The organism is Bdellovibrio sp. HM001 (assembly GCF_055397275.1).
In genome coordinates, this window is the sequence record NZ_AP029174.1 from 516,878 (window position 1) to 541,143 (window position 24,266).

The 24,266-nt window shown below is 49.6% G+C and carries 21 protein-coding genes; 14 read left to right on the forward strand and 7 right to left on the reverse strand.

What is annotated here, in order from left to right:
- Window positions 1–73: 73 nt before the first annotated feature.
- From ACZ5ZZ_RS02540 to ACZ5ZZ_RS02555, 4 genes are all read right to left on the reverse strand, one after another.
- Complete coding sequence (locus tag ACZ5ZZ_RS02540; protein ID WP_464133207.1) at window positions 74–1,165, reverse strand: D-alanine--D-alanine ligase family protein; 1,092 nt, start codon at window positions 1,163–1,165, stop codon at window positions 74–76.
- Between the two features lie 44 nt (window positions 1,166–1,209).
- Window positions 1,210–1,863: an isoprenoid biosynthesis glyoxalase ElbB gene (elbB, locus tag ACZ5ZZ_RS02545; protein ID WP_464120030.1), complete on the reverse strand. Its 654-nt coding sequence runs from the start codon at window positions 1,861–1,863 to the stop codon at window positions 1,210–1,212.
- Window positions 1,864–1,933: 70 nt separating this feature from the next.
- Window positions 1,934–2,803 (reverse strand): hypothetical protein, encoded by an 870-nt coding sequence (locus tag ACZ5ZZ_RS02550; protein WP_464141083.1) that lies wholly within the window; start codon window positions 2,801–2,803, stop codon window positions 1,934–1,936.
- The gene (locus ACZ5ZZ_RS02555) at window positions 2,800–3,891 is read right to left on the reverse strand and encodes a GNAT family N-acetyltransferase (protein ID WP_464120032.1); all 1,092 of its coding nucleotides are present in this window, start codon (window positions 3,889–3,891) and stop codon (window positions 2,800–2,802) included. Before ACZ5ZZ_RS02555 ends, ACZ5ZZ_RS02550 begins: the two co-directional genes overlap by 4 nt.
- 164 nt (window positions 3,892–4,055) lie before the next feature.
- On the opposite strand from ACZ5ZZ_RS02555, the gene ACZ5ZZ_RS02560 reads away from it, so the two are divergent.
- From ACZ5ZZ_RS02560 to ACZ5ZZ_RS02585, 6 genes are read left to right on the forward strand one after another with little or no spacing between them, the layout of a single operon-like run.
- Complete coding sequence (locus ACZ5ZZ_RS02560) at window positions 4,056–4,292, forward strand: ferredoxin (protein ID WP_464120033.1); 237 nt, start codon at window positions 4,056–4,058, stop codon at window positions 4,290–4,292.
- Window positions 4,279–4,932, forward strand: coding sequence for an endonuclease III (gene nth / locus ACZ5ZZ_RS02565; protein WP_464142359.1), 654 nt, complete (start codon window positions 4,279–4,281; stop codon window positions 4,930–4,932). The genes ACZ5ZZ_RS02560 and nth overlap by 14 nt, the downstream gene beginning before the upstream one ends.
- Before the next feature lie 14 nt (window positions 4,933–4,946).
- A complete protein-coding gene (locus ACZ5ZZ_RS02570) occupies window positions 4,947–5,429 on the forward strand; it encodes a DoxX family membrane protein (RefSeq protein ID WP_464141085.1) in 483 nt (160 codons plus the stop codon).
- A gap of 3 nt (window positions 5,430–5,432) precedes the next feature.
- Entirely contained in the window at window positions 5,433–6,473 is a 1,041-nt protein-coding gene (locus ACZ5ZZ_RS02575; protein WP_464120034.1) for a thiamine ABC transporter substrate-binding protein, read from the forward strand.
- On the forward strand, window positions 6,470–7,933 hold the full coding sequence (locus ACZ5ZZ_RS02580) for an ABC transporter permease (RefSeq protein WP_464141087.1): 1,464 nt from the start codon (window positions 6,470–6,472) through the stop codon (window positions 7,931–7,933). Before ACZ5ZZ_RS02575 ends, ACZ5ZZ_RS02580 begins: the two co-directional genes overlap by 4 nt.
- Entirely contained in the window at window positions 7,905–8,543 is a 639-nt protein-coding gene (locus tag ACZ5ZZ_RS02585; RefSeq protein WP_464141089.1) for an ATP-binding cassette domain-containing protein, read from the forward strand. Before ACZ5ZZ_RS02580 ends, ACZ5ZZ_RS02585 begins: the two co-directional genes overlap by 29 nt.
- On the opposite strand, the gene ACZ5ZZ_RS02590 is transcribed toward ACZ5ZZ_RS02585, so the two are convergent.
- A complete protein-coding gene (locus tag ACZ5ZZ_RS02590) occupies window positions 8,540–11,269 on the reverse strand; it encodes an ATP-binding protein (protein WP_464133217.1) in 2,730 nt (909 codons plus the stop codon). The two genes, ACZ5ZZ_RS02585 and ACZ5ZZ_RS02590, sit on opposite strands and share 4 nt — an antisense overlap.
- 118 nt (window positions 11,270–11,387) lie before the next feature.
- On the opposite strand from ACZ5ZZ_RS02590, the gene ACZ5ZZ_RS02595 reads away from it, so the two are divergent.
- From ACZ5ZZ_RS02595 to ACZ5ZZ_RS02610, 4 genes are all read left to right on the forward strand, one after another.
- Complete coding sequence (locus ACZ5ZZ_RS02595; RefSeq protein ID WP_464120038.1) at window positions 11,388–12,131, forward strand: substrate-binding periplasmic protein; 744 nt, start codon at window positions 11,388–11,390, stop codon at window positions 12,129–12,131.
- 111 nt (window positions 12,132–12,242) lie between these two features.
- Window positions 12,243–12,995: a 3D domain-containing protein gene (locus tag ACZ5ZZ_RS02600; RefSeq protein ID WP_464141091.1), complete on the forward strand. Its 753-nt coding sequence runs from the start codon at window positions 12,243–12,245 to the stop codon at window positions 12,993–12,995.
- Window positions 12,996–13,097: 102 nt separating this feature from the next.
- Window positions 13,098–13,991 carry an N-acetylmuramoyl-L-alanine amidase-like domain-containing protein gene (locus ACZ5ZZ_RS02605; RefSeq protein WP_464141092.1) on the forward strand — a complete coding sequence of 298 codons (894 nt, stop codon included), beginning with the start codon at window positions 13,098–13,100 and terminating at the stop codon, window positions 13,989–13,991.
- Between the two features lie 453 nt (window positions 13,992–14,444).
- Window positions 14,445–15,269, forward strand: coding sequence for a flagellin N-terminal helical domain-containing protein (locus ACZ5ZZ_RS02610; RefSeq protein ID WP_464120043.1), 825 nt, complete (start codon window positions 14,445–14,447; stop codon window positions 15,267–15,269).
- 186 nt (window positions 15,270–15,455) lie between these two features.
- Here ACZ5ZZ_RS02610 and ACZ5ZZ_RS02615 read toward each other — a convergent pair whose 3' ends face one another.
- The gene (locus ACZ5ZZ_RS02615; RefSeq protein ID WP_464141094.1) at window positions 15,456–16,094 is read right to left on the reverse strand and encodes a transposase; all 639 of its coding nucleotides are present in this window, start codon (window positions 16,092–16,094) and stop codon (window positions 15,456–15,458) included.
- 436 nt (window positions 16,095–16,530) lie between these two features.
- Between ACZ5ZZ_RS02615 and ACZ5ZZ_RS02620 the strand changes: the two genes are divergently transcribed.
- Together ACZ5ZZ_RS02620 and ACZ5ZZ_RS02625 are read left to right on the forward strand one after the other, a co-directional pair.
- Window positions 16,531–17,364 (forward strand): flagellin N-terminal helical domain-containing protein, encoded by an 834-nt coding sequence (locus tag ACZ5ZZ_RS02620; protein ID WP_464120045.1) that lies wholly within the window; start codon window positions 16,531–16,533, stop codon window positions 17,362–17,364.
- 317 nt (window positions 17,365–17,681) lie between these two features.
- Window positions 17,682–19,838, forward strand: coding sequence for a zinc-dependent metalloprotease (locus tag ACZ5ZZ_RS02625; protein ID WP_464141096.1), 2,157 nt, complete (start codon window positions 17,682–17,684; stop codon window positions 19,836–19,838).
- Here ACZ5ZZ_RS02625 and ACZ5ZZ_RS02630 read toward each other — a convergent pair.
- Window positions 19,828–22,176, reverse strand: coding sequence for a phosphoenolpyruvate carboxylase (locus ACZ5ZZ_RS02630; RefSeq protein WP_464141098.1), 2,349 nt, complete (start codon window positions 22,174–22,176; stop codon window positions 19,828–19,830). The two genes, ACZ5ZZ_RS02625 and ACZ5ZZ_RS02630, sit on opposite strands and share 11 nt — an antisense overlap.
- Window positions 22,177–22,332: 156 nt before the next feature.
- Between ACZ5ZZ_RS02630 and ACZ5ZZ_RS02635 the strand changes: the two genes are divergently transcribed.
- Complete coding sequence (locus ACZ5ZZ_RS02635; protein ID WP_464141100.1) at window positions 22,333–22,710, forward strand: flagellar protein FlaG; 378 nt, start codon at window positions 22,333–22,335, stop codon at window positions 22,708–22,710.
- Between the two features lie 173 nt (window positions 22,711–22,883).
- Complete coding sequence (gene fliD / locus ACZ5ZZ_RS02640; RefSeq protein WP_464141102.1) at window positions 22,884–24,251, forward strand: flagellar filament capping protein FliD; 1,368 nt, start codon at window positions 22,884–22,886, stop codon at window positions 24,249–24,251.
- Window positions 24,252–24,266 lie beyond the last annotated feature (15 nt).

Here is a 24,266-nt window from a genome sequence, read left to right on the forward strand (position 1 = left end):
TTGATTAACATCAGGACATTGGAGCCAGCCTCCCCGAGGTTAGAGAGGCCCAGATAAGAAGTATTGCTAAAAATTAATCCAGATAACTGGTTTTGAGCTTTTGTTCGGCCTGGTACTTTTCAAAACCGAACTGCAGAAGCTGGGTGATTAAATCTTTGTAAGTGACGCCGGAAGCTTCCCACATCTTGGGATACATGGAAATCTTGGTAAAGCCCGGGATGGTGTTGATCTCGTTGATGTAAAGATCCCCGTTCGGGCGGACGAAGAAATCCACACGAGTCAGACCATCGCATCCCATGGCCTGATAAGTCTGCTCGGCCATTTTTTGGATGGCCTTGATGGTGGCCTCCGGAAGTTCAGCCGGAATTTTCAACAAAGCTCCGTTATCATCAAGGTACTTGGCTTCGTAAGAATAGAATTCGTGCTGGGGGATCACTTCACCTGGCAATGACGCCTTCGGAGCATGATTCAAACCCATCACCGAGCATTCGATTTCACGGCCTTGGATGAATTCTTCGGCTAAAACTTTGCTGTCGAACTGGAAAGCATCCTTCAGTTTATCAGCGAAATCCTGAGCTGATTTGATTTTGTGAACACCAACTGACGATCCCGCATTGGCTGGCTTGATAAAGAACGGCGTACCCAACTGAGCCACCACTTCATCATAGGTTGTGTTTTTGTGCGGAGTCAGCAGCATGTACTTGGCATTGGGGATGTTGGCGACCTGCAAAAGGCGCTTCATGATCTCTTTATCCATTCCCGCCGCTGAAGACCAGACACCACAGCCCACGAAAGGCAGTTGAACCATTTTGAACAACCCTTGAATGGTACCGTCTTCGCCCATGGTTCCGTGCATGATCGGGAAGGCAATATCAACATGAGTTTTAGAGTGATCTTTCAACGAGTAAAGAACGGGCTTTCCCTGCAAGGACATCAACGCTACGGGTTCGGCATTGGCGGGCAGGGATTGATCAACAATCTTGGTCGCCTCGGCAAAAACCTTCATGTCCGGGAAACGATACCAGCTTCCTTCTTTGCTGATGCCGATGATTACAGGAGAAAACTTGTCTTTATCCAGGGCATCCGCCACATTCTTGGCAGAGCGCATGGAGACTTCATGTTCTGCGGATTTGCCACCAAAAATCAATGCTACAACTTGCTTCATAAACTGTCTTTAATCCTAACTTAACTTTATTTGTCTAAACGTTATTAAGCCCACTCCACCAATTCATGGGCCAGGCCGAAAATACCTGCGAACACTTCATTGGGTTTTGCATCGCCGTACATATACGCTGGTGTGGTCACTACTTTGGTTTCGCGATCAGTGATATAGTCATTCACCGGGCATTCTTCATGGATAGCGCCGGTTTTTTGAATTTCAGCAGCCGTCTCTGGGTCATCACCAATCGTGACAGTGACTTTTTTGTCGCCCAGAACCTTGGCTACCACCACGGGAGCAATGCAAAGAGCCCCGATTGGTTTGCTGGAATTATAGAAATCCAGAATCACACGCTTGACCTCAGGGTTCACATCACACTGAGCGCCTTTTTCAGCCCAGTTGCAAAGGTTCCTGGCTGCCCCATAGCCGCCAGGAAAGGCAACAGCATCAAAGTCTTTGGCGTGCAACTTGTCCAAACTTTTGATACGGCCACGGGCAATGCGTGCGGCCTCAGCCAAAAGGCTGCGTGTTTCTCCGGAGGGTTTTCCGGTCAGATGATCGGTGACAGAAATTTGCAGATCGGGAGCAAAGCAGGACACCTCGGCACCGGCCTGGTTCAGGCCAATCAACAGGCTCACAGCCTCAGTGATTTCGCTTCCGTCTTTAAAGCCACAGCCTGAAAGAACAACGGCCACTTTTTTCATAAAAAAACCTCCCGAAAGAGGTTTTAGCTTAGCGGATTCGTGGGGGCATGGCAACGAAGGAGGACGGAATCTAGTTTCCGCCCTTTTGATAATTTGCCAAGCGGCTGCAGACGGTGACCAGGGCTTTCTGGTCGCCAGCACTTGCCAACGCGCGATAACAGTAGTCGGTCACGCGCGAGAAGAACGGTAGATCCGGAGTGATTGAAACACTGTAATTGACCTTTTGCTTCTCGGTCGTTTCACCCTTCTTGTAGTAAGCAGCCCAGTCAAACGACACAGTTTTTACTTTCATGGTGCAATTGCTTAAACCGCCACAGTTGGGTTGTGTCTTCATCAGGTCTGGTGCCGGGCGCATCTCTTCAGACACATTCAGATTGAAGCACTTGATTTCGCAACTGTCGTAACCCAAAGTTTCTTTGCAAATTTTTTGTTGGGCATCGGACAACTGGCAGGCATAGGCCAAACCCAAAACCCGCTCGTATCCCAAGGACATTTGCAAGTCATCAGCCATAGTGGATACTTCACCCTTCAGGCGGGCGGCGCGCGCCATGACTTCGACGGCAGGAGCGGCCTTTGTCACTGTGCGATGCTCTTCCTGAGTGCTTTGTTGTGTGTTGCCGTCAGAGGTCAGCACTTCGGTTTGATACAGATATGTGTAGAGCCAGTCATTTTCACGTTCTTCCTTTTTGGAGATCGTGATTCCTTCCTGAAGCCAAAGTTTGTCTTCACCAGTTTCGATTTTGCGGTAAGTGCGCTGAAAGACGAAGTCATTGGCGGACATGGTCAGAGGATCCGCATTGTCCCAGGCATCCCCCAGAGCTCCGGCGACCTCCTGAAGGGTGGACGGATTTTCTTCATCTTCCATTTCCGGCGTTTTCACGCAGGAAATAGCAGAGGTTAAAAGCAAAACGGGCAGCAGGGGTTTTAAGTAGCGCTTCATATGGAATCCCATCCCCAGATCCAAAGATTCAGAGGCAGAATTTTTTCAAACTGCAGAACTGTTTCTTCTTTAAAAATTCCCAGGGCACGATAGTCCACTGGGCCGAACAACAGACGAACCATGTCAGTTTCATTGTTAATGGTGTAAAGATCCTGACCGATACCAAAGACAAAGTGCTGTGGGTGCTTTTCCAGCACGATATCCGCGACACCTTCGGCGCGGAAGGCACGTTTGATTTTCGCGGCCAACTGGTCAAAGTTCACAAGTTTGATCATGCCCAGGAAGCCGTTGTTCATAGTCACTGTTTTGGTTTGCAAAGCTTTGATCAGATTTTGCGCGTGGCGTGGGCAGATAATGGTGTAAGGCTGACCTTTCTGCGAGCGAATAAAGCTGAACAGCGCCATCAGTTTGGAAACAGAGCCGCCCCATTCATGGATGTAGCCCCCCAGATCGACCCCTTTGCCTTCAATGGCATAGGCTGCCAGCTGACCGTTGCTTTCCCAGGCTGTATACACCTTGGTTTGTGGGATTGAGAGGAACTTTCTGGTTTCTTCAATGGTGCGCACCGAGTTCACGGAATGAGCCGCATAAAGGCGATAGATCGCATCAGGGGAAACTTTATTGTCCGTCGAGAAACGCAGGTTGATGGGCGGGATATCGAACTCATCCTCGATCACAAAGCTGATTTCGGAACCGGCCAGCTCAAACCCCATACGACGATAAAAATCGAACAGGTCCGTCCACAAGATGGCAATATCACAGGATTGTTCCGTGGCCGACTTCAGGCAGTCTTTGATGATTTGGGTGCTGTAGCCCTGGCCCTGATGCTGGTCATCCGTCACCACCGACCCGATAGCGCCGACCTTGAAGATGACATGCGGGGATTTGATAATAAGAGGCTTTAACACTGCATGCGAAAGGACGGCGCCCTCATCGGCAATAATGCGCATGTTGTGCAAGTTGTTAGAGGAAAAGGCCGTAGGATACTCTGCGGCGATTGACCAAGAGGCTTCATTTCTTAGTTTTTTATTCAAAAAGTCCAAAACTTGAGGAAGCTCAGCTTCCATTGGAGAACGAGGTCCTTCCATTATCCCTCCCTGGGGCACATATATAGATACTATACGGGGGGCGAGGGGGAACCCAGCATTCAACACAGGACGGCCTGAAAAATGCGACCCAAGTCGGGAAGGGGATTTGACATCAAGGGCAAAAGGCTTATATTAAGGCGGCTTGGCACCCTAAGGAGATTGCAATGGCAGATAAAGGTCAGAGTTGGAAAGAAAATAAGCCCGGCAAAATGTTCGTGGATCAATCTTGTATTGCCTGTGATGCTTGTGTCCTGACGGCTCCTAAGAACTTCTCCATGCACGAAGAAGACGGTCACGCTTTCGTGGCAAAACAGCCTGAAACTCCGGAAGAAGAAGCTCTGTGCAAAGAGGCGATGGAAGGCTGTCCAGTTGAAGCTATCGGGAACGATGGTGACCAGTAAAAAGGTTTCTGCTAAGCAGGCCTCAGTTCATGCAACTATTGAACTTCTCAAGAGATATTACCCCGACGCTCATTGTGCTTTAAACTACACAAATCCCTTTGAGCTTCTTGTTGCCACCATCTTGTCCGCCCAGTGCACGGACGAGAGGGTGAACATGGTGACACCTCATTTGTTTAAGAAATACCCAACCCCCAAGGCCATGGCGAAGGCCCCGGTCGAGTCTATCGAAGAGATCATCCGTTCCACGGGATTTTTTAAGAATAAAGCCAAAAATCTGAAGGCCTGTGCGACGGCTTTGGTTGAAAAGCATAAGGGCCATGTGCCGGAAAACCTCGAGGCTTTGGTCGAGCTTGCAGGTGTGGGGCGCAAGACGGCCAACGTGGTCTTGGGCAATGCCTACGGGATTCCCAGCGGGATCGTCGTGGACACTCATGTGACCCGCTTGGCAAATCGTCTGGGATGGGTCAAAACGGACAATGCCGTGCTGATCGAACGTCAGCTGTCCAAGCTGGTGCCCCAGGATGATTGGATCATGTTATCGCACTATCTGATCTCCCATGGTCGAGCTGTCTGTAAGGCGAGAAAACCTGCATGCAGTCATTGCTTTCTCGAGGAGACTTGCCCTAAGAAGGGTGTCTAGTTCACAATGTCTTCATGTTAGTTTCATTCTTTGAGAGCGTTAAATACGTTGGTCATCTTTTGCCGATTTCTTTCCTTAGAATCTTTCTGGGTTATTACTACCTGGAACATGCCCTTTTGAAATATCGCGGTGACTATCTGACTCGTCCACGCATCGCCGATCAAATGGCCGAGTGGCTGCCGGCCAGCCATGCACCGAACTGGTTTAAAATTTTTGCCAGCAGCACGATGATTCCCAATTGGCAGACGGTGGCCTTTATTGTTCTGGGTCTGGAATTTGCCATCGCCATTTCCTATATTGTCGGATATGTCGTGCGTCCGGTGGCTTTGCTGGGCGTGTTGTTGTGTGTGACGATGCTCTTTATTTTAGGGCCGGCCTCAGAAGATCTTTATAAGACCTTTCTGGCAATTCATTTGATTTTGGCTTGGGTCGGAGCCGGTCGTTGCCTTGGGTTTGATTATTACTTCTACAAGCGCCGTCGCGGTCTTTGGTGGTAAATTGTGAAGCATTTTGTTCTTTTCATCTCTGTTGTCTTTTTGACGTTGTTTCTGGCGGTTTTAAATCGCACGGACAATGCCGCTCCCTCCAGCTCTTTGCCGACGGTGCGAGTGTTTGGTTATGCGTCTTTTACCGGCCGTTGGGGACCGGGTCCGCTCTTGAAGGAACTTTTTGAAAAGACCTGCAAGTGCAAAGTTGAATTTATCGAAGGCAGCGATTCGGGCATCTTGCTTCAGCGTCTGAAAATCGAAGGGGAAAGTCTGGGCGCGGATGTTGTCGTGGGGTTGGATCAGTTTGATCTTTCCAAAGCGACGGCTGAACAACCTTGGCGCAAGCTCAGCCTGGGACAGTTGGATGTCTATGATGCTGTGAAGCCGGCACTGGCAAACAGTTACTTTGTGCCTTATGACTGGGGCGCTTTGACGTTCGTGGCCCGTCGTGGAGAACTGCTCCACATGCCGGGATCCTTGGATGACCTGCTGGCACCAGAGCTGGCGAAAAAAATCGCCTTGCAGGATCCTCGCACCAGTTCGCCGGGAATGCAGTTTTTGTATTGGGTGATTCGCTCCAAAGGTGAGGAAGAGGGCTTCCGTTATCTGCAAAAGCTGATGTCGCAAATTCACAGTTTTTCCCCGACCTGGTCAACAGCTTATGGACTTTTCACGAACAAGCAGACCAAGTTGGTGTACTCGTATGTGACTTCTCCGCTGTATCACGAAACTGAAGAGAAAAAGAAAGACTATCTGGCGCTGCCGTTTACAGAAGCGCTTCCGGTGCAGTTCGAGTTTGTGGGGATTCCGGATTTCTGTCGGCACTGTGACCTGGCCGAACAGTTTGTTAATTTGATGCTTTCTCCAGAAGGTCAAAAGATCATCATGGAAAAGAACTATATGTTCCCGGTGATGAAGGGCGTGATGGAAAACACTCCTTTTGCTCCATTGATGAACGTGAAAACCCTGCAGCAGGTTGAGATTCTTTCTGCCACAGAAGTGGATCGCCTTCTGCGTCGCTGGACTGAAATCCGCCGGGGCGAACTCAATTGAATCTTCGTCAGGCGCTCAGGATAGGACTGGTTCTTTTCCTGATCTTCCCTTTTTTATTTCTGCTGACTCAGTTTCAGGTGACCAGCTGGCCCGATATGGGCGAGCTGGCGTGGGCCTTTAAAAACAGCTTTCTTCAGGCCACACTGTCGGCCGTTTTTTCTTTATTGATCGGCTTCTGGGTCGCGCTGGGATTGTTGTCATTGAATTCCCCCCGGACACGTCGTTTGAGATTTGTTTTGGAGCTGTTGTGTCTGCTGCCGAACTTTCTGCCGCCGATTTTTATTCTGTTGTCGGCTTTAAGTGTGATTGATCCGTTCCCCATGGGAATTTCTGGGATTGTGATTATTCACAGCCTGATGAACTTTGGACTGGCGGCAGTGCTGTTGGCATCAACGATCGAAACCAAGTTGGGTGGAATCATTGAGCTGGCGTATGTCGAAGGGGCCAGCCGGTTCAGATTTCTGCGTCAGGGACTGCTGCCGATGTTAAAGAAAGATATTTGGCTTCTGGGGCTGTTCATCTTTGTGGTTTGCTTCGGCAGTTTTGCAGTGCCGTTGATAGTCGGCGGGGGGCGCGGAACCACCGTTGAAGTTCTGATCTATGAAAAGATCCGCTTATCCAGTCAGTGGGGGGACGCGGTTCTGCTGGCCTTCCTGCAGTCGGTGTTTATTTTTGCTCTGTCTTTTATCGCCAGCAGAGGCAAAGGAAGTCTGTATCACCGGCCCGCCAATTTGAAGTTACTGCGCAGCTACTCGGGGCTGATAGTGATCGCCGTTCTTTCCTTTGTGTATCTGTTCGGATATGTGCAGGGCTTTGTTTCAGGTCTGGCGATGATTTCCACTTTCTATGAACTGCAGTCCGCGCTGATCTGGAATTTTCTAGGCAGTATCGTTTTGGGGTTGTCCGTCGGCCTTCTTTGTTATGTGGGTCTGATGTGGATTGCCTATTGCTGGCCCAAAAAATGGTTTGAAAGATTCTTGAATGGGTATGTTGCTCCTTCGACATCGTTGGCATGTTTCAGTTTGCTGATTTTAGGACCTAATGAAGGTTTATTTCCCTTTTTTAAAATTCCGCTGGCACTGACCATTTTAAGTTTAAACAGCCTGTTCCGTATGGGCTGGGATTCTGAACTTCATGCTTTGCAGAATCAAATGACTGTGGCGTATTCCATGGGGGCCTCGTCCGGACAGATCTTCCGCGAAGTGTTGTTCCCGCAATTATCGCGTCGGGCAGGTCTGCTGGCAGGTGTGGCTTCGATCTGGGCGTGTGGTGATTTTGCGGTTTCGCGCATTCTGGCTCATCGTGATTTAAGCATTGCCATGATGACTGAAACTTTGATGTCAGGTTATCGCTTGAATCAGGCCATCGTATTAAGCAGTCTTATCATTGTTGCCGGATTGATTTGTTTCCTGATTTGTGTGGGAGGAAGCCGTGTCCTTAGTCGAAAATTTGCACCGTGATTATGGCGACTTCAAATTGTCCATAGACAAATGGGAGATCCTGGATGAAGGAGTCACCGTTTTGTGGGGGCCGTCGGGCTCGGGCAAGACCTCGGTCTTTCGCATTTTGCTGGGTTTAGAAGAATGTCCCGGCATGAAGTGGACTTACCAGGGACTGGATCTGGCTCGGTTAAAAACACCGGATCGTCGTTTGGGTGTGGTGTTTCAGGCGCTGGATCTGTTTCCGCATCTGACGGCGGAAGAAAATATGATGTTTGCCGCCCGGGCTCGCAAAGTGGAGCCTGGCAAGGCACGCTCCAGAATGAAAGAGCTTGTTGAAATTTTGAAAATGGAACCCTTTCTGAACAGGCCGGCCTCTGTGCTGTCTGGCGGGGAAAAGCAGCGCGTGGCGATCTCGCGCGCGATCATGGGGGAGCCGCGTCTTCTGCTGCTGGATGAACCCTTTTCAGCCCTGGATCAGGAACTGCGGGAAGAAAGCCGTAAGTTGGTCAAGGATGTTATCGAGAGGGAAAAAATTCCGACCCTGCTGGTCACACATGATCAGCGCGACGTTGAGGTGATGGCCAATAAAATCACGACCATTCGTAACGGGAAGCTGGTGGAGTCTTAGCTTATATATCGCTGGATCATTTCCAGCAGAGCTGACTTCTTAATGGGTTTGGTCATGTGTTCGGAGCATCCCGCATCCAAAGATTTTTGAACATCTTCTGCCATGGCGTTGGCACTGACTGCGATGATAGGGGTGGGCTTGGTGTGGTTCTTCTGCTCCCACTCGCGGATTTTTCTTGTTGCCGCATAGCCGTCCATCACCGGCATTTGAATGTCCATCAGGATCAGATCAAATGGTTCTGCCAGCACTTTCTCGACCGCATCTTTTCCGTTTTCGGCCTGTACCACTTCAAATGGTAATTTTTTAAGGTAAGTCAAAAGCAGGAAGCGATTGTCTTCGGTGTCATCCACCACCAAAATGCGCGCGGTGCGAGCCAGTAAAGTCTCTTCACCTCGGTCCGGGGTCGGTGCACCACTGATGGAGATCTCAGAACTTGCCAGTTCCAGGCCGCCCTCTGTAGGAACATACGGAATCGTAAAGTGGAAGGAACTTCCTTTGCCCTCTTCACTTTGGAACCAGATGCGTCCCCCCATCAGCTCCACCAGATTTTTTGAAATTGTCAGACCCAGGCCGCTTCCACCGTATTTACGCGTGATCGAGCTGTCTGCCTGCACGAAGCTTTGGAACAACAGGTGTTGTTTGTCCTCTGGAATTCCAGTCCCGGTGTCCTTGATTGAGAAGCGCACAAATCTGTTCAGATTGCCTTCAAAGTCGACGTGAACCTCAATGCGGCCTCTTTGTGTGAACTTAATGGCGTTGCCGATCAGATTAAACAGGATCTGGCGCAGGCGAGTCGGATCGCCGACAACCAGTGGCGCGCGGTCCTTCGGCAGGTTCATGGTCAGGCTGAACTGCAGATTTTTCTCGGTGGCCTTTTGTTTCAGAATGTCGCAGATGTTGGTGGTTGTGGATTCCAGGTCGAAGGCGATTTTCTCCAGACGGACTTCACGGGCTTCGATCTTGGAAATATCCAGAATGTCGTTGATCAGGGCCAGTAGGTTTTCTCCGGCATTGGCGCAGACTTTGACCAGTTGTTCCTGTTCGGGTTTCAGGTCGGATTCCGCCAGAATGTCCGTGATTCCGATGATGGCGTTTAGCGGAGTGCGGATTTCGTGACTCATGCGGGCCAGGAACTCGGACTTGGCCTGAGAGGCTTTGACGGCCTGCTCACGCGCCTCGATCAGGGCTTGTTCAGCGGTAATACGATCGGTGATGTCAGTGCAGACGAACACAAAAGTCAGATCTTTGCTGGTGCGGTTGGGAAGTGCCGTCCAGTTCATCAGGATCGGCAGTCGGCGTCCGTCATGGGCTATGATTTCAGCTTCGATACTGTGACGGGTTTGCAGCAGCCAGGTGTAGTTGTTGAATTCGTCCTGGGCATGAATCAGTTTTCTTAAATCCACCTGGGATATCTGATTGATGGAATAGCCCAGGAACTTAAGCGCTGATTCGTTGGCTTGAGAGATCGCGTACGAAGACTGGCGCCAGTCCTCGTGGTGGCTCACTTTGACAATGAACAGGAACGATTTGATGGACTGAATGACACTGTCCAGGAACTCTTTGGAAACGGTCGTGGTTTCCAAGCGGTCCGCCAGCTGATTGTACTTGCTGACCAGAAGACCGATTTCATCGCGGGAGTTATAGTTGATCTTCTGGGTCAGGTTGCTGGTGCCCAGTTTTTCCAGGCGATCCGTCAGAAGCTGAATGGGTTCCACGACTTTTCCGGTGGCGGCAAAGGTGGCAAAGAAGAACAGGATAAAGATCAGAACGGCCGCGGCGCTGGAGGCGATGGCAATGCGGTCCAGGACGGCAAAGGCCTCGCTTTCATCGATCTTGGTCTGGATATACCACAACTCACCATTCGGCAGATAGATCTTACCAATAGAGCGGATGACCTTCTGATTTCGATAGTCCGTGCCCAGTTCGCGCACTTCACTGAGGTTTTCAATCTTTTTGATATCCTCATCGCCACGGTTTGAAGACAGGACCTCGGCTTCCAGTTGGCCGGTCTCTCCCTGGGCGCCGGCTTCAACACGGAAGCGTCCGGTGTTGCGCAGACTCCAGTCTTCCCCGTAAATCAGAGTTTCGCCGGTTTGACCCATTCCATGAGTTGGCCAGGCGTAGTTGTCGCTGGTAATGCGATCAATCTCAGAAATAGAGATCTTCAGAACCAGAACCCCAAGGACCTTGCCATTGCGATAGATCGGGGAAGCCACAAAGCCCGTTGCTGAGGTGGGATTCAGGGCATCTTTGTCGAAGTCCAGGAACAGGGTTGAACCCTCCTGCGCTTTCACTCCCCAGGTGTACACGTCCTTGAGCTTTGCCCCCGGAGGCAAGCCGGTAAAGACAGAGACGCCATCTTCGATATCTTTGCGTGTGGTATAGACCACGGCGCCGTCCTTGTTGACCAAGGCCATGTCGTAGATGTTGAAGTCCAGAACGTAGTTGTCCAGAAGGCGACGGAATTCTGGATGGCTGTCCAGACGCTTGTCCTGCAGAAGATTGTCGGTCAATTCATGAGAGGATATGAGGTTGATGGCCGTCTGCAGATCTCGGAAATAGGATTCAATAGCACTGGTTTTGCTGATGCGAATCTGAGTGAGTCTTTCATAAGTGCTGTCGATGACTGTGGATTCCACGATCTTGAGGCCAATCAACGCAACAACAAATGTCGCAAGAAAGACAGAGATAAGATTGAATAAGAAAATTCTTAAACGTAACGTCATGCTTTTTGATTAGCCTATGCAGTTTTAGTGATATCGTATAGGTGTTCCATGGGCAATGGGCGAGTTGCAAAAAGCGAGTAAACTAGGCATGAAACTAGTCGTTCGAGGGAGATGTTAAATGAGTGTAATCAAAGGCGCTGTTTTAGCTCTCGTCATACAGTTGTTTGCCTCTTCGGCCCTTGCTGAGCGCTGGGTTGTAACGACTTTGGAGTGGCCACCGTTCACTTGTTCTCGTTGCCCAGAAAACGGGGCCGCCGCCAAAGCCCTGAAAGACACGCTGAAAACCGTCGGTGTCAGCGTCGAATTTGTTTTCTATCCTTGGACCCAGGCCATCAAAAGAGGCGAGCGACCTGAAGTTGTCGGCTTCTTTCCTGTTTGGCCCGAGACATTTCGTCCCGGATTTAGTCCTTCAAACCTGCTTTTTAGATCTCCTCTGGGACTTATCCAGCAGCGTTCAAGACCGTTGGTGTGGACCAAGCTGAGTGATCTTAAGGGCAAGAAGATCGGCATCACTGAGGGATATGGCAACACAAGGGAGTTCAATCGGTTGGTTGAGGAAAAGGTGCTGAAGGTGGAGGCCGTAAAGAGTGATGACACGAACCTGCGGAAGGTGGCGTTGGGGCAGCTGGATGGGGCTTTGATGGATATCAATAATGCCCGCTACTTAATGCATGTGACTCATCCCAAGCTTGCCGGGCGTGTGTCTGTGAGCACTCGCATTGTCGAGGATAAGGATCACTTTTTTGCGTTCAACATCCACAACAAGGGTAAAGTTGAGAAGCTTAATCAGGCGCTGACCAAAGTGAATTATCAGCGCATCGTCGACGATTACTTGCTTAAGTACATGCGTCGTCTTGATTAAAGTTTTGACAGCCCGGTAAGGTTTTCACTACTTTGCTGTATTTTATCGGGTGCTCCGTTCAAAAGGCCGAAGGTTTGATATATCTTGAGCCTGTTGGAAAGGAGCTTAAATATGAAGTCGGTACGAATGCTGTTGTCGCTCCTTTTTGTTTCATCCACCTTGATTTCATGTGCAGCTCCGAAGACGTCGTCCGACTCGGGTGGCATGACGCCAACAATCTACTACAAGCCGACAATTCAGCTGGGTAAAACTAAGTGTGCCTCTTCGCAGTTGCGCGAAATTCTTTCGCCGGAAGGGGTCACCCTGGCCACGTTGTGTGAAGCCGATTACAAGTCCTGTCTGATGCAAGGGTCCTGCTTCGTTGAAGATGAAGGGATTCTGACGTCTTACAACTATCACTCCACCAAAGAAGGTGTGGCGCGCTTTATTGTGACAGATCTAAAGAAGTGCCCTTACGGCTATGGAGTCAGCAGTGTTTGTCTGGATCCGTATTTTTCGGTTGCGGCGGATCTGAAGATTCACAAAGTCGGGGAAGTGATCTATGTGCCCCGCTTGGTTGGGGTAAAGATGCCCAACGGTGAAATCCATGATGGCTTCCTGGTCATTCGCGATGCGGGTGGCGGGATCAATGGAGCAGGTCGTTTTGATTTCTTTACGGGCTTTTTGAATCACAAAGACAAGAACAATCCCATGGCTCGCCTTGGATTTGGAGACCCACGAAGTCGCATCCACTATCGCATGGCCACGGAAAGTGAAGCCGTAGCAGCCCGGGAGCGACGGGGTTATCCCGGCCTTCGCAAAGACGTTTTAGCGGAAGGCCAGCTCACAGACGGGGTGTCTGAAAACGTCTCCGTGTCAAATTGATACACACTCTTTTTGCCTCTAACTCTTGTAGGAGCCAGTAGCTCCCAGCCCCAATCTTGCTTGTATACATGCGGCCCCTAGGGTTGTGGGTTTGAGGTGTATATGAAAGCACATCTTTTTGTACGTATTTTCCTCAGTGGACTTTTTTTTGTCTCTGGATTTGCGCATGCTGATCAGGTGGTTGCGGATCAGCAACTGAATATCCTGATGGCTGCTTCCGAGAAGATGATCTCTGTTTCTACGGCACAAAGAGTAAGTGATTTTGCCAATTTATTTGCTCAGCAAAAGGTTCCTTATCTTGTTGATCCTCTTGGTGAGGGAAGCACTGGCACTGTCAGTCAGGGGCCTTTGTACCGTTTTGATGGTTTTGATTGTACAACTTTTGTTGAGACGGTGTTGGCACTTGCATTATCTTCTAGTGAAGAGCAGTTCCGTCAGCGCATGAATCAAATTCGCTATAAAGATGCGATCGTTTCCTATCAAACTCGGAATCATTTCCCAAGTGTCGACTGGATCCCCAACAATATCAAAAATGGTTTTGTGAAAGATATCACGGGGCGTGTTGCCGGAGCTAAGACAAAGTGGTCACAGACCTGGATTGAAAAAGGTGAGTGGTTCAAAAGAAAGGGTTCTGCCTTTGAGAAAATGGGCGAAGGTTTCGAGCCAATTCTTGCTCAACTTCCCTATGTGGCGAAGGAAGATTTGACTTCATCCTCAGAGCTGCTGGCGCGTATTCCTTCGGGCACAATTTTTCATGTTATGAGGCCCAACTGGGATCTGCGTAAAGCTATCGGAACTCGCTTGGATATTTCTCACATGGGCTTCTTAGTTCGTGAGAATGGTGTGCTGTATATGGTTCACGCCAGTAACGGAGCTTCTCGTGATGGTAGCGATGATAGCATGAGAGTAAAAAAAGAAGTGCTTTCTGACTATGTTGAGCGTGTGATGATGGCATCACCTACAATGGCGGGGATGAATCTACTTGTCCCCATGTAACATAACACTTCGATAAATCATCGTTTTTTAGCCCTAGGTCGAGCCCGAACTGGACCTAGGTCAAAAATTTTTGGGTACTTAATTTCCAGTAAAATCAAATATTAAGCAAAGCGCCGAAAAAAATCCTAGACCTTAGGCTAAAGTTTTCTGGACCTAGGTCCGAAGAGTTTGTTGTACACGTTGGGCAAGCTAAAAAGGATCTCCAGATCAAATCAGGATACCTCCTCTTGAAGCTAAAGCTCCTCGAAAGAAACGTCCAATCACCGTTTCTGAGAGGGGCGGCTCCAACCTTGAATTAAATTTTAAAAGTTTTTTGAAAAGTAAAATTTAAACAAACAGATCACGGGACGTAGGCGGACATCGGGTGTTCAAAGGGTAAGTGGTGCTACCTTAGATCATTTTAGATTCCATCAAAAACCAGCGGCTCGGATCTCTAATCCCAAGGGGGGTTCTATGGGCTTAAGAATCGCAACAAACACCGCATCTATCGCAGCACAACGTGTGCTATCCAAACAACAGAAACGCGCAGAGCATGCCGCGCAGGCATTGGCCTCTGGTAGCCGTATCGTAAATGCAGCGGACGACGCTGCGGGCTTGGCGATTTCTGAAAACTTCAAAGGACAATTGAAAGGTATCGGTCAGGCGCGAAACAACGCCAACAATGCCATCTCATTTGTTCAGGTGAGTGAAGGGGGCTTGAACGAGGTCTCTAACATTCTGGTGCGTCTGCGTGAGCTGGGCGTGCAGGCAGCTTCTGATACTGTGAGTGACACAGAGAGGGAGTTCCTAAATAAAGAAACTCAACAACTTATCCAAGAGGCGGATCGTATTGCCAAGACAACAGTCTTCGGTACGAAGAAGATGCTGGATGGTACTGCCGGAGCGATGGAGTTCCAGGTGGGTGCTTACTCGGATGAGAATAACGTGATTAAATTTGAATTTGACGCCGACGCGACGGCGGGAGCATTGGGTATCGACAGTATTGCCATGGCAGACCGGGGTGATGCGCGTGACTCGCTGGAGACAGTGGATCAGGCCATCGAAAAGGTTTCCGGTATGCGTGCGAACTTCGGTGCGATGCAATCCCGAATGGAGTCCGCGGTGAGTAACTTGGATGTGTCCTATGAGAACTTGTCAGCCGCAAATTCTCGTATCCGCGACACTGACGTGGCGAAAGAGACAGCCGAAATGACTTCTGCAAGTATTTTACAGAATACGGCGGTGTCGGTACTGGCTCAAGCCAACCAGTTGCCACAAGTGGCAATGAAGTTGGTCTAATTAATATCAGCGTAAATATTTAAGATTCACATTCGCGAAATTAACGGATGTCGGGAGAAGCCTGTTCTGGGATAAGGTTTCTCTCGGGAAGAGGGGTCGCCCACATATACTCCTCGTCTTAAGCCCACCCCGGGGACACCCGTCCCCGGGGATTTTCAGGAAAAGGTGCCTGGTTGTTTTTTCTGGCTACAGCGCACAATCCTCCAGGGGCGAAGAACGACTATCCATTTTAGGAAGAGCAAACACGCCCTTTCTAAGAGCTTTGCGCACAGATTCCCAGTTGTCAGCATGAGGCTTTGAATTTAACCACCTCAAAGTTTGCACTCTTTCTTCCCACGTGCCCCATCGAGTGTCTTCTAATACGGGAACCTCCACCATCTTTCTGCCCAATAACGCTTGAATTGTCGAATAAGGATAATCCTGCACTCTTTTACATAGTCCCGCCTCCACAGGATTTCTATATACATACTTATATGCATGGTCGTAATGTCGCGGATGAGTGATCAGGCTACGATGAAATCGTCCGCCGTAAGTTTGATTAATTCGACCACTGATTTGTCGCAGATCATCTCCTGACGCACGCATAAAGTATTGCATCGCTTCGCTCAAGTTCGCCTGTGGTGAACGTAAGATCATATGAAAGTGATTGCTCATCAAGACGAAGTTGTGAATGCGTAGATCAAACGCCATTGAAGTGAAATACAAATGTCGAGTGGTGATCTCCCACACCTGCGGCAAATCTTGCGAAAACCAGTCGCGGTTAATGCATCTTGCAGTGATGTGATAGGGAAATTCAGTGTGATTTTCAAACTTTCTTCGTGCCATATCGCCTGCCACGAGCAAATGAATTGCCGCCGAGAATGCTTCTTCTATTAATTCCTAGGTCCGGCAGGCGAACTTTGCTGCTTTGTAGCCAGAAAAAACAACCAGGCACCTTTTGTTGGTCGGGGCAGACGTTTGGTTTGGCTGGACCTTGGTATTGAAAAATGCCGGGTTTTGGTCTGTTTTTCAGGATCTTGGTCCAGCTTTTACTGGATGATGGTCCAGAAGTGCTAGACGCGACTAAAGCCTTTCAAGACCTCGCCGAAAGGTATGTCAGAAGCAACGACGCAAACCAAGTCGAAGCTCTCGAGGAACCCGCAAGGAGTGATTGCCTTACGAAGATTCGCTTGAGAGAGCCAGACGAAAGTTTGAGTCACCAACGTGTACAACTTGGTCAGCCTAAGTAGGTATAAGGCGGCCGAATTAATGGAGGTCCCACATGGGAATGAGAATTTCTACGAACGTATCCGCTATCAACGCACAGAGAACAATGGTGAACTCTCAGCGTGAAATCGGTAAATCAATGTCACAATTGGCATCTGGCTCCCGCATCAATAAAGCGGCAGACGATGCAGCAGGTTTGGCGATCAGTGAAAACTTGAAATCACAAATTCGCTCTCTAGGTCAGGCTTCCCGAAATGCGAACGATGGTATCTCCATGGTTCAGACGGCAGAGGGTGGTTTGTCTGAGATCTCCAACATCCTGACTCGTATGAGAGAATTGGGTGTTCAGGCTTCTTCTGACACTATCGGTGATACAGAGCGTGGCTTCCTTGATAAAGAGGTTCAGCAATTGAAAGCTGAAGCACAACGTATCACGCAAACAACTAGATTCGGTACAACAAAACTTCTGGATGGTTCCGGCGACAAGTTCGACTTCCAGGTAGGTATCAACAATGACGGTGAAGCAGACAGAATCTCCTTCAACGCCGGTGAAACAGATGCAACAACTTCCAGCTTGGGAATTGAAGGTTTCGACTTCTCTTCCAAAGAGGGAGCGCAAGACGCCCTAGCAGCAGTGGATAAGGCGCAGTCTCAGGTGAACGGTTTCCGCGCAAGTCTCGGTGCCCTTCAAAACAGATTGCAGTCCACAGTGGATAACTTGGGTGTGCAACACGAGAACATCTCCGCAGCCAACTCTCGTATCCGTGATACAGACGTGGCGTCAGCAACAGCGGAGTCCACTCGTAACCAGGTTCTTTTGCAGGCAAATACATCCGTACTGGCTCAAGCCAACGCGATGCCAAACTCTGCACTAAGATTGATTGGTTAATATTAGAATTGTTTTATAAGGATTTGACCTGAGAGGGTACCTCCGTTCCCTCTCGGTACCAACCTACCCAGGAAGACATGGGTCTTCCTGGGGTACTAAACCAGGTTGGGGCATCTTGCAGCACATTTTGATTTTTACAGGCGCCTCGGATCCTCGGGGTTTTTTGCGTTCCGTGCAGGAGCACTTCTTGCTTTCTTAGACTTCCTGAAAATTAGGACTTTATATATTGGAACTGGGTTCCAGCCCTGACCAATTTTGGGTTCATTGTCTCTTTTTTAGACATTGTTCCGGGGTTCTATTCTATTTGGGAGTACTTCATGAGTTCCTGGAGCCGTACGTCTGTTGTCATGCTTTTGTGCTCTTCCCTGCTGGTTGCCTGCAGTAAAGACACAGAGAAAATCATTGTAAAAGAGTCTCTGCCTCCGGCTAAGATCGAATCTTCTGCACAGATCAGTAAAAATCTTGTGACCTTTGAAAAGTCATCATTGGGTAAACTGTTCCTTCTGGTGCCGACTGTTATAGATGGCTCCCGTTCCGCGGCACCCAGTTTCTTTCGACCTCAGTTGATTTCCTTTGAAAGAAGCGGTGATCGTATGGCGGTCTTCAATAAAACTGTCCGGGATAACGTGGAGTCCGTCGCGGCCGATCAACTTCTGCAGACCTTCGCGGTGGTCGAGGAAACGACCGACAAGCTGGTGTTTGATATGGGGCAGGGATTCCTGTCCATGAACTATCAAACCGCCATGGACATTCTGATTCCTCAGACGTATGTGGACGTGGAGTTTATGGGCCAGAATAAGAAAGAAACCCACTTTGATATCAAAGATTCTTTCGTGAGCTCGTTGTCCATTCGTAATAATTCAATCCTGATGAAGCAGGTTGTGCGAGTCGTTGAAAAGTACAAAAATCCCTATGCCGGAGAAAGAAAAAAAGACGAGCAGGATAAGCTGGCCATGATGGGCATGGCGGCTCCTGAAAAAGTGGAAAGCAGCAAGACGGTCTTCTTTGAAATCAAGCCCTACATTGCCAAAGAGAGCTTCAAAGCCAAGGCCTCGGACGAGCAAAATCGTTTTGGGTTCTTTATCAATAACACCTTTGGAGCTGGCGAGAACGACATGAAGACTCAAATTGCCCGCTGGAGTGTGGCTCCAGAAGACGGGGATATTCGTGTCCTTCTGGATGCGAACGTGCCCGAGGCGATGAAGAGCGCGGTGACAGATGGCGTGACATACTGGAACCGGGTTTTTGGTCGAGATGTGCTCAAGGTGGAATATGGTTATAAAGACAGCGAGCCGCAGAAGGATCGGTCCATCGTCATTCGTTGGATCAAATGGGATGAAGGCTTTGGTGCTTATGCCAATGCTCAGGTGGACCCTTTGACGGGTGAGGCCTTCCGCGGATATGTGTACATGACTTCAAGCTTCACAAAGAAGCATGAGTCAGCACAAGTTAATGGCTTCTTTTCTCTAAAGCATGGAAATCTGTGTGGGCTGGTCGTGGATCGTCCGTTGATTGAACAGGAAGATTCAGTGCGAAGTGTGATCGCCCATGAAATAGGACATGTTTTAGGGCTGCGTCACAATTTTGCCGGCACTTTTGTTCCGGATGCATCGGATCTGGACATTAAGAACGCCGTGGAAAGAGCTTCTCGAGGAGACAACTCAAAGCCAGTCGGTTTAAGCAGCACTGTGATGGACTACACGACAGATGCGCCTACGCTGGTGGTGGGTGGCTACATCAAAAATAATGTGCTTTCTTATGACAAGAAGGCAATAGGCTGGGCGTATGCCGACATCGAATCCGGCAAGGTGAAGCATGCTTACTGTTCTGATGAGCATATCCTGGAAGCCATGATGGGCGAGCGCGAGATCCTTGGCTGCCGACGGCACGATCTTTATGGAAATATCTTCTTTGAGGCTAAGCAAGAGGTCTTGCAAGAGGCCATGAAGGTGATAGACCAATCGCTTGAGACCATTCGCTACGCCAAAAAGGCCGGATTTAAGTATGAGTATAAGCAGTCCGTTGGAGTGAATTTCGTTCCGAGCTTCTCTTTGGCGGAGAAGCTTTATAAGACAGAGAAAAAGAATCTGTTCCTGACAATTGATTCGTTGGTCGGCGGATATCTAAAACCCTATATGAAGTGGGGGGTAGGGGCGCCGGACTTTAATAGCAACGAATATGGCGAAGGGGATCTTTTGATCGTCGAACAGATTAAGGCGCTGGGAGGCTGGGAAGCTTATCTGAAGTCCCTGAATCCACAGGTGGAAATGGGACCTAACTTCTTCTTTAATCAGGCTGAGGCGGCGATTGCCGCAGGCAAGTTGAATAATCTGGGCCTGAGTGAAGGTGAAGTGTCAGTGGTGAAGGAAGGTCTTCGTGAGGCCGCCGCCAGACTGGATCAGAATGTTGGCGGCCAGGTTGAAAAACTATTGGATCTTAGCAAGTTGCGAGACTCGCTGAAAGTCACCCCGTAGTCAGCATTCCACTGGCAACACCCGTGACTGTCTCGCGCAGCAGTTTGATGTCCTTCTTTTCAAGGGCAATCAACTGCAGCACATTCAGTGGATGAATCAACGGGGACCGCAGGCGGATGCTGGTTTCTAGCCACAGTCGATACCAAAGCAAACTTTTTTCTCCGGTGATCTCCCGGACACATTTGATGGCTTCCGCATATTCAGTGCGGAAGCTTTTTTCGTATTTGGCAACCGTATCCGCGGAAAGCTTTGAAGAGCGCAGATACATGAAGAACACGTCGAGTTCGATCTTTTCCAAGGTAAAACCGACAGCCTTGATGTAGGTGCGGAACATGGAGGATTCTTTGAAAGCCCGGCGGTATTGATTTTTCTCATTCACGGTTAGATTCGTCCAGAAGGCACCCAGTCCCCACCACGTCGGGAATAACGCCCGAGTTTGAGTCCAGCACAGCACCCATGGAATTGCGCGCAGACTCTTGAGTTGAACCGGGCCCTGCCGTTTTGAAGGGCGGGAGCCCATGCGCAGGTCTTTCATGAAAGAATACGGCGTGGCCTTTTCGATCAGTTCTAAGAAGTCCTCCTGCTTCAGAATACTCTGGTAACTGGTTTGTACCGAATCAGCCAGCGTTCGCAGGGCTTTTTCTGTCCTGACAGAACCACGCATGGCGGGTTTCTTTTTACGGGCATCTCGGTTTTGCACCAGAAGATTCAACTGTCGCTGCAAAATAGCCGGAGAGTTGTAATTACGATAAATCATTTCTCCTTGTACGGTCATCTTGACGGTCTTCATCGCAGACAATGGCCACCATTCGGTTTGTTCCTGTATAGACCCGCCACCGCGCTCAATGCTGCCTCCGGAGCCATGGAAGAAAATAGGCGTCAGGCCGTGGGTTTCAATGGTTTTTTCCAAGGTTCCGATGGCGGATTGAATCAGATAGCGGGATGGAAAAGCGCCATTTTCCTTGGCCGAATCCGAATAGCCCAGCATAACCTCAATCTGAGCAGACCAGTGTTTTTTGACCAGTTGCACGTTCCTGGGTTTCCCCAGAAACGCTGTGATTATTTCTTTGGAGGTTTTTAAAGAGCGTGAACTTTCAAATAGTGGAACCACGGGAAGACGAGGGGCTTTGAGAAACCTTGAACTCAAACGAACACCTGCGTCGATATCCTGCGCGGACTCGCACTGGCTCAGAACGAACCCTCGCACATAATTCCGGGGACTGTGATCAGGGCAAAGTCGCGCCAAAGTCTGCAGCATACGAGAGATATTTGTCTGTTTGTTTGGCTGGGCGAGTGCTTCGTGAACCAAGGCGCTGTCCTCGCGAAGTTCCAGGGGGACGACCAGGCCAGGAAAGATCTTGAGCAGGTAGCGAATGCGGTTCAGCGGCTCGGATTCAGCGCCAAACAGGCGATTTTGTGCATGGGAAAGATGTTGCAGAGATTCCGTCAGCCGATGCACTCGACTGGCATCTCCTGCGGAAATGCGGCGGACTTTTTTCAGGTGAGCTTTTACTTGTTGCGCCTGTCGTTGTAGCTTCTGAATGTGTTGACGTTGCTCCAGACCGGAACGTGCCAGAGGCGAAATTTCTGCAAGATACTGAGAAAATTGTCGAACAACCCACTGATGCAGGCGCAGGCGGGACATGCCCAGGCTTCCCAGCATGGTTTTTTCATTTACTCCGGGATGTCCGTCCTTGTCTCCGCCGACCCAGGTGCGGATATAGAAGGGATGCCGTTCCTGGCGTTGTTGCAGGTAAATTTCAATGACATTGTCCTGCAACACCAACGAGTAAATATATTCGGCTTCGTCCATCACGCTGGGCTTTCGCTGTTTGGACATGGGGAGGTTCCAGGCCATTCTTAGCAGGGAATGCAGTTGATGAGTTTGTGAAGTCTGTTCTGATTTCAGGCGTTGCACCAGCAGGTCATGAATTTTGCGCAGGTATATAAGCATGTCGGTGTTGCGGGATTCTGTTGGGTGCGCCGTCAGGACGTGAATCACACGACCGTAAGAATATTTTTCCCTCTTAAGAGCTGCGGAACTTTCCTCTTCCAGACGGTGGGTGCGATAGGCGGATTCGCAGGCGTTGATCAGTTCCAGCATCAGAGCAAACGAGTGGGCAATGCCAAAGCGTTCTTGATCAGAGAGCTTTTCCAGCTGCGCTTTTAGTTTTAGTAATCCTTGTAGGTGATTGCTGGCAGGCGATTTTACATAGCGGCGAATCTTTTCAATGCGATTGAAGGCAGCGGCCCCCAGTTCGGCCCGGATGACATTTCCTAACTCGGTGACCGACCAATCCACAAGAGAGGTGAGTTCTTTGGCAAGTTGCTGCTGCATGGGGGAGCCTCCTCTACATAGGGACAGGGTACGCCTCTTTCATTCGTCTAGGTAGTAAGTTTATTTTCTGGGCAAGAGTCTTGGATTGATGCGCTATAGCCAGAAAAAACAACCAGGCACCTTTTGGGGGAGGGAGGATGTGCCGATAAGATGGGCATGAATATCAAGGGACTGATCTCTAACATTTTACCGAATAACGAGGTTCGCAATGTCGAGTCCATCGGTAAAACTATCAAGTCCGATTCCACTCATGATCGCGATGCCAACGGGCAAGAGCAGTATCAGAGTCAGGAACAGCCTCATCGCGAGCCGATGACAGAGGAGCAACTGGAGAAATCCATGGAGCATCTGCGCAATCTTCCGGCGATGAAAGAACACAAGTGGACTGTGGAGCTTGAGGTCACAGAGAGTGGACGATTTGTTCTTGTGAAAGACAATCTGGGCACCTTGATACGTCGTATTCCCGAATTGGAGCTGTGGACTTTACCCGCGGATGACTCTCCAAGAGGACAGCTCCTTAAGCGTTCTGCATAAGTTTTCATTTCCGAAAGAGCATTTGATTCCCGGATGGAGGTCCAGCAAAAAGACCTGCTGTCAAAATCCCTGCTGCGTAAAATTCATTAGAGCCCTGAAAGCCTTGCCACTGGCCTTTCCTAGAGACATTTAATTGACTCACGGTTGCTGAATCATTTTGACACAATGAATTCATGGCAGGATTCCGAATTACAGGCATGGCCTCTGGGCTACCACCAAATATCGTTGAGCAGCTGATGGATGCTGAGCGTATTCCTGTGAAACAGATGGAAGCCGGTCGCGCCAAGCAAGAGGACAAACTCAAGCTGGTGCAGGATCTGGAAACAAAGGTCAATGATATCACCAAGAATCTGGGTGAGCTGACTTCGACCAGCGGATTTATCGACAAAAAATTCCTGAGTGGTGATCCCAATGTGGTGGATGGCCTGGTCGATCCGCAAAGTGCGATTCCAGGGGACTATGCGATTGAAGTCGTGCAGCTGGCGCAGAAGCCGGCGGCGATCTCCAACGGTTTCCCGGACAAAAATGAAACTCAGATGGGGACTGGATATATCAAATTCCAGACTCCGGAAGGAACAAAGGAAGTTTATATCAATGGCAGCAACTCCACGTTGGAGGGGGTGGCCAAGCAGATTAATGCTTCCAATGTGGGACTCAAGGCGCAGGTGCTGGAGGATCGCAAAGACAGCGAGAATCCTTTCAAGCTGCTGGTTTCCGGTTTGGCGACTGGAAGCGACAGTCAGGTGAGCTTCCCGAAGATCTATCTTCTGGATGGCGATCAGGACATGTACTTTGATGAATCCCGCAAAGCTCAGAACGCGAAGGTGAAAGTCGACGGCTTTGAGATTGAACTTCCTGACAACAAATCCACGGATTTGGTGCCGGGTGTGACTTTGGATTTCAAATCAGCGGCTCCGGGGCGCGAGATTCGTCTTTCTGTGAAAGAGAACCTCGAAGTCATCAGCGGCAAGATTAAAAGCTTCGTGGATGCTTACAACGCGGCTTTGGAATTTATCCAGAAGCAGAACAAGCTTCAGGCTGGAAACGGCAAGAATCCGTCACTGGGCCCTTTGGGCGGCGACGGGATGCTGCGCTCGATTGAAAACAGTTTGCGCCGGGTGATTCTGAATCCACAGATGGGTGTGGAGTCTCCGATTCGCCGGGTGGGTGAGCTGGGGATCGAGTTCAATCGAAACGGTACTTTGAACTTTTCCCAGGACAAGTTCAATAAAGTACTGCAGGCCAATCCCCAAGGGGTGGCTGCCTTCCTGAGAGGGGATGGCTTTAACACCGGATTTGTGGCCACGGTCAAGCGTGAGATTGGAAATCTGGTGAACGGGCAGTTCGGCACTATTTCCAACCGCAAGCGCGGTTTGGAGGATCGTATCAAGCAGGTGAACAACCGTATTGAGACGAAAGAACGCCAATTGGAAAGAAAAGAAGACAGCCTAAGACGTAAGTTTGCGGATCTGGAGCAGAAGATGTCTGCCCTGAATGCGCAACAGGCGAAGTTTGCGGCAATGGCGCAACCACAGGGTTAAGAGCGTTGATTTTTG

Excerpts from the sequence above, each read along its gene's own strand:
- ACZ5ZZ_RS02635 (WP_464141100.1), top strand. The coding sequence starts at position 22,333 with ATGAATATCAAGGGACTGATCTCTAACATTTTACCGAATAACGAGGTT.
- ACZ5ZZ_RS02550 (WP_464141083.1), bottom strand. The coding sequence starts at position 2,803 with ATGAAGCGCTACTTAAAACCCCTGCTGCCCGTTTTGCTTTTAACCTCT.
- nth (WP_464142359.1), top strand. The coding sequence starts at position 4,279 with ATGGTGACCAGTAAAAAGGTTTCTGCTAAGCAGGCCTCAGTTCATGCA.
- fliD (WP_464141102.1), top strand. The coding sequence starts at position 22,884 with ATGGCAGGATTCCGAATTACAGGCATGGCCTCTGGGCTACCACCAAAT.
- ACZ5ZZ_RS02610 (WP_464120043.1), top strand. The coding sequence starts at position 14,445 with ATGGGCTTAAGAATCGCAACAAACACCGCATCTATCGCAGCACAACGT.
- ACZ5ZZ_RS02600 (WP_464141091.1), top strand. The coding sequence starts at position 12,243 with ATGAAGTCGGTACGAATGCTGTTGTCGCTCCTTTTTGTTTCATCCACC.
- ACZ5ZZ_RS02630 (WP_464141098.1), bottom strand. The coding sequence starts at position 22,176 with ATGCAGCAGCAACTTGCCAAAGAACTCACCTCTCTTGTGGATTGGTCG.
- ACZ5ZZ_RS02560 (WP_464120033.1), top strand. The coding sequence starts at position 4,056 with ATGGCAGATAAAGGTCAGAGTTGGAAAGAAAATAAGCCCGGCAAAATG.
- elbB (WP_464120030.1), bottom strand. The coding sequence starts at position 1,863 with ATGAAAAAAGTGGCCGTTGTTCTTTCAGGCTGTGGCTTTAAAGACGGA.
- ACZ5ZZ_RS02615 (WP_464141094.1), bottom strand. The coding sequence starts at position 16,094 with ATGGCACGAAGAAAGTTTGAAAATCACACTGAATTTCCCTATCACATC.
- ACZ5ZZ_RS02555 (WP_464120032.1), bottom strand. The coding sequence starts at position 3,891 with ATGGAAGGACCTCGTTCTCCAATGGAAGCTGAGCTTCCTCAAGTTTTG.
- ACZ5ZZ_RS02605 (WP_464141092.1), top strand. The coding sequence starts at position 13,098 with ATGAAAGCACATCTTTTTGTACGTATTTTCCTCAGTGGACTTTTTTTT.
- ACZ5ZZ_RS02590 (WP_464133217.1), bottom strand. The coding sequence starts at position 11,269 with ATGACGTTACGTTTAAGAATTTTCTTATTCAATCTTATCTCTGTCTTT.
- ACZ5ZZ_RS02625 (WP_464141096.1), top strand. The coding sequence starts at position 17,682 with ATGAGTTCCTGGAGCCGTACGTCTGTTGTCATGCTTTTGTGCTCTTCC.
- ACZ5ZZ_RS02620 (WP_464120045.1), top strand. The coding sequence starts at position 16,531 with ATGGGAATGAGAATTTCTACGAACGTATCCGCTATCAACGCACAGAGA.
- ACZ5ZZ_RS02570 (WP_464141085.1), top strand. The coding sequence starts at position 4,947 with ATGTTAGTTTCATTCTTTGAGAGCGTTAAATACGTTGGTCATCTTTTG.
- ACZ5ZZ_RS02540 (WP_464133207.1), bottom strand. The coding sequence starts at position 1,165 with ATGAAGCAAGTTGTAGCATTGATTTTTGGTGGCAAATCCGCAGAACAT.
- ACZ5ZZ_RS02595 (WP_464120038.1), top strand. The coding sequence starts at position 11,388 with ATGAGTGTAATCAAAGGCGCTGTTTTAGCTCTCGTCATACAGTTGTTT.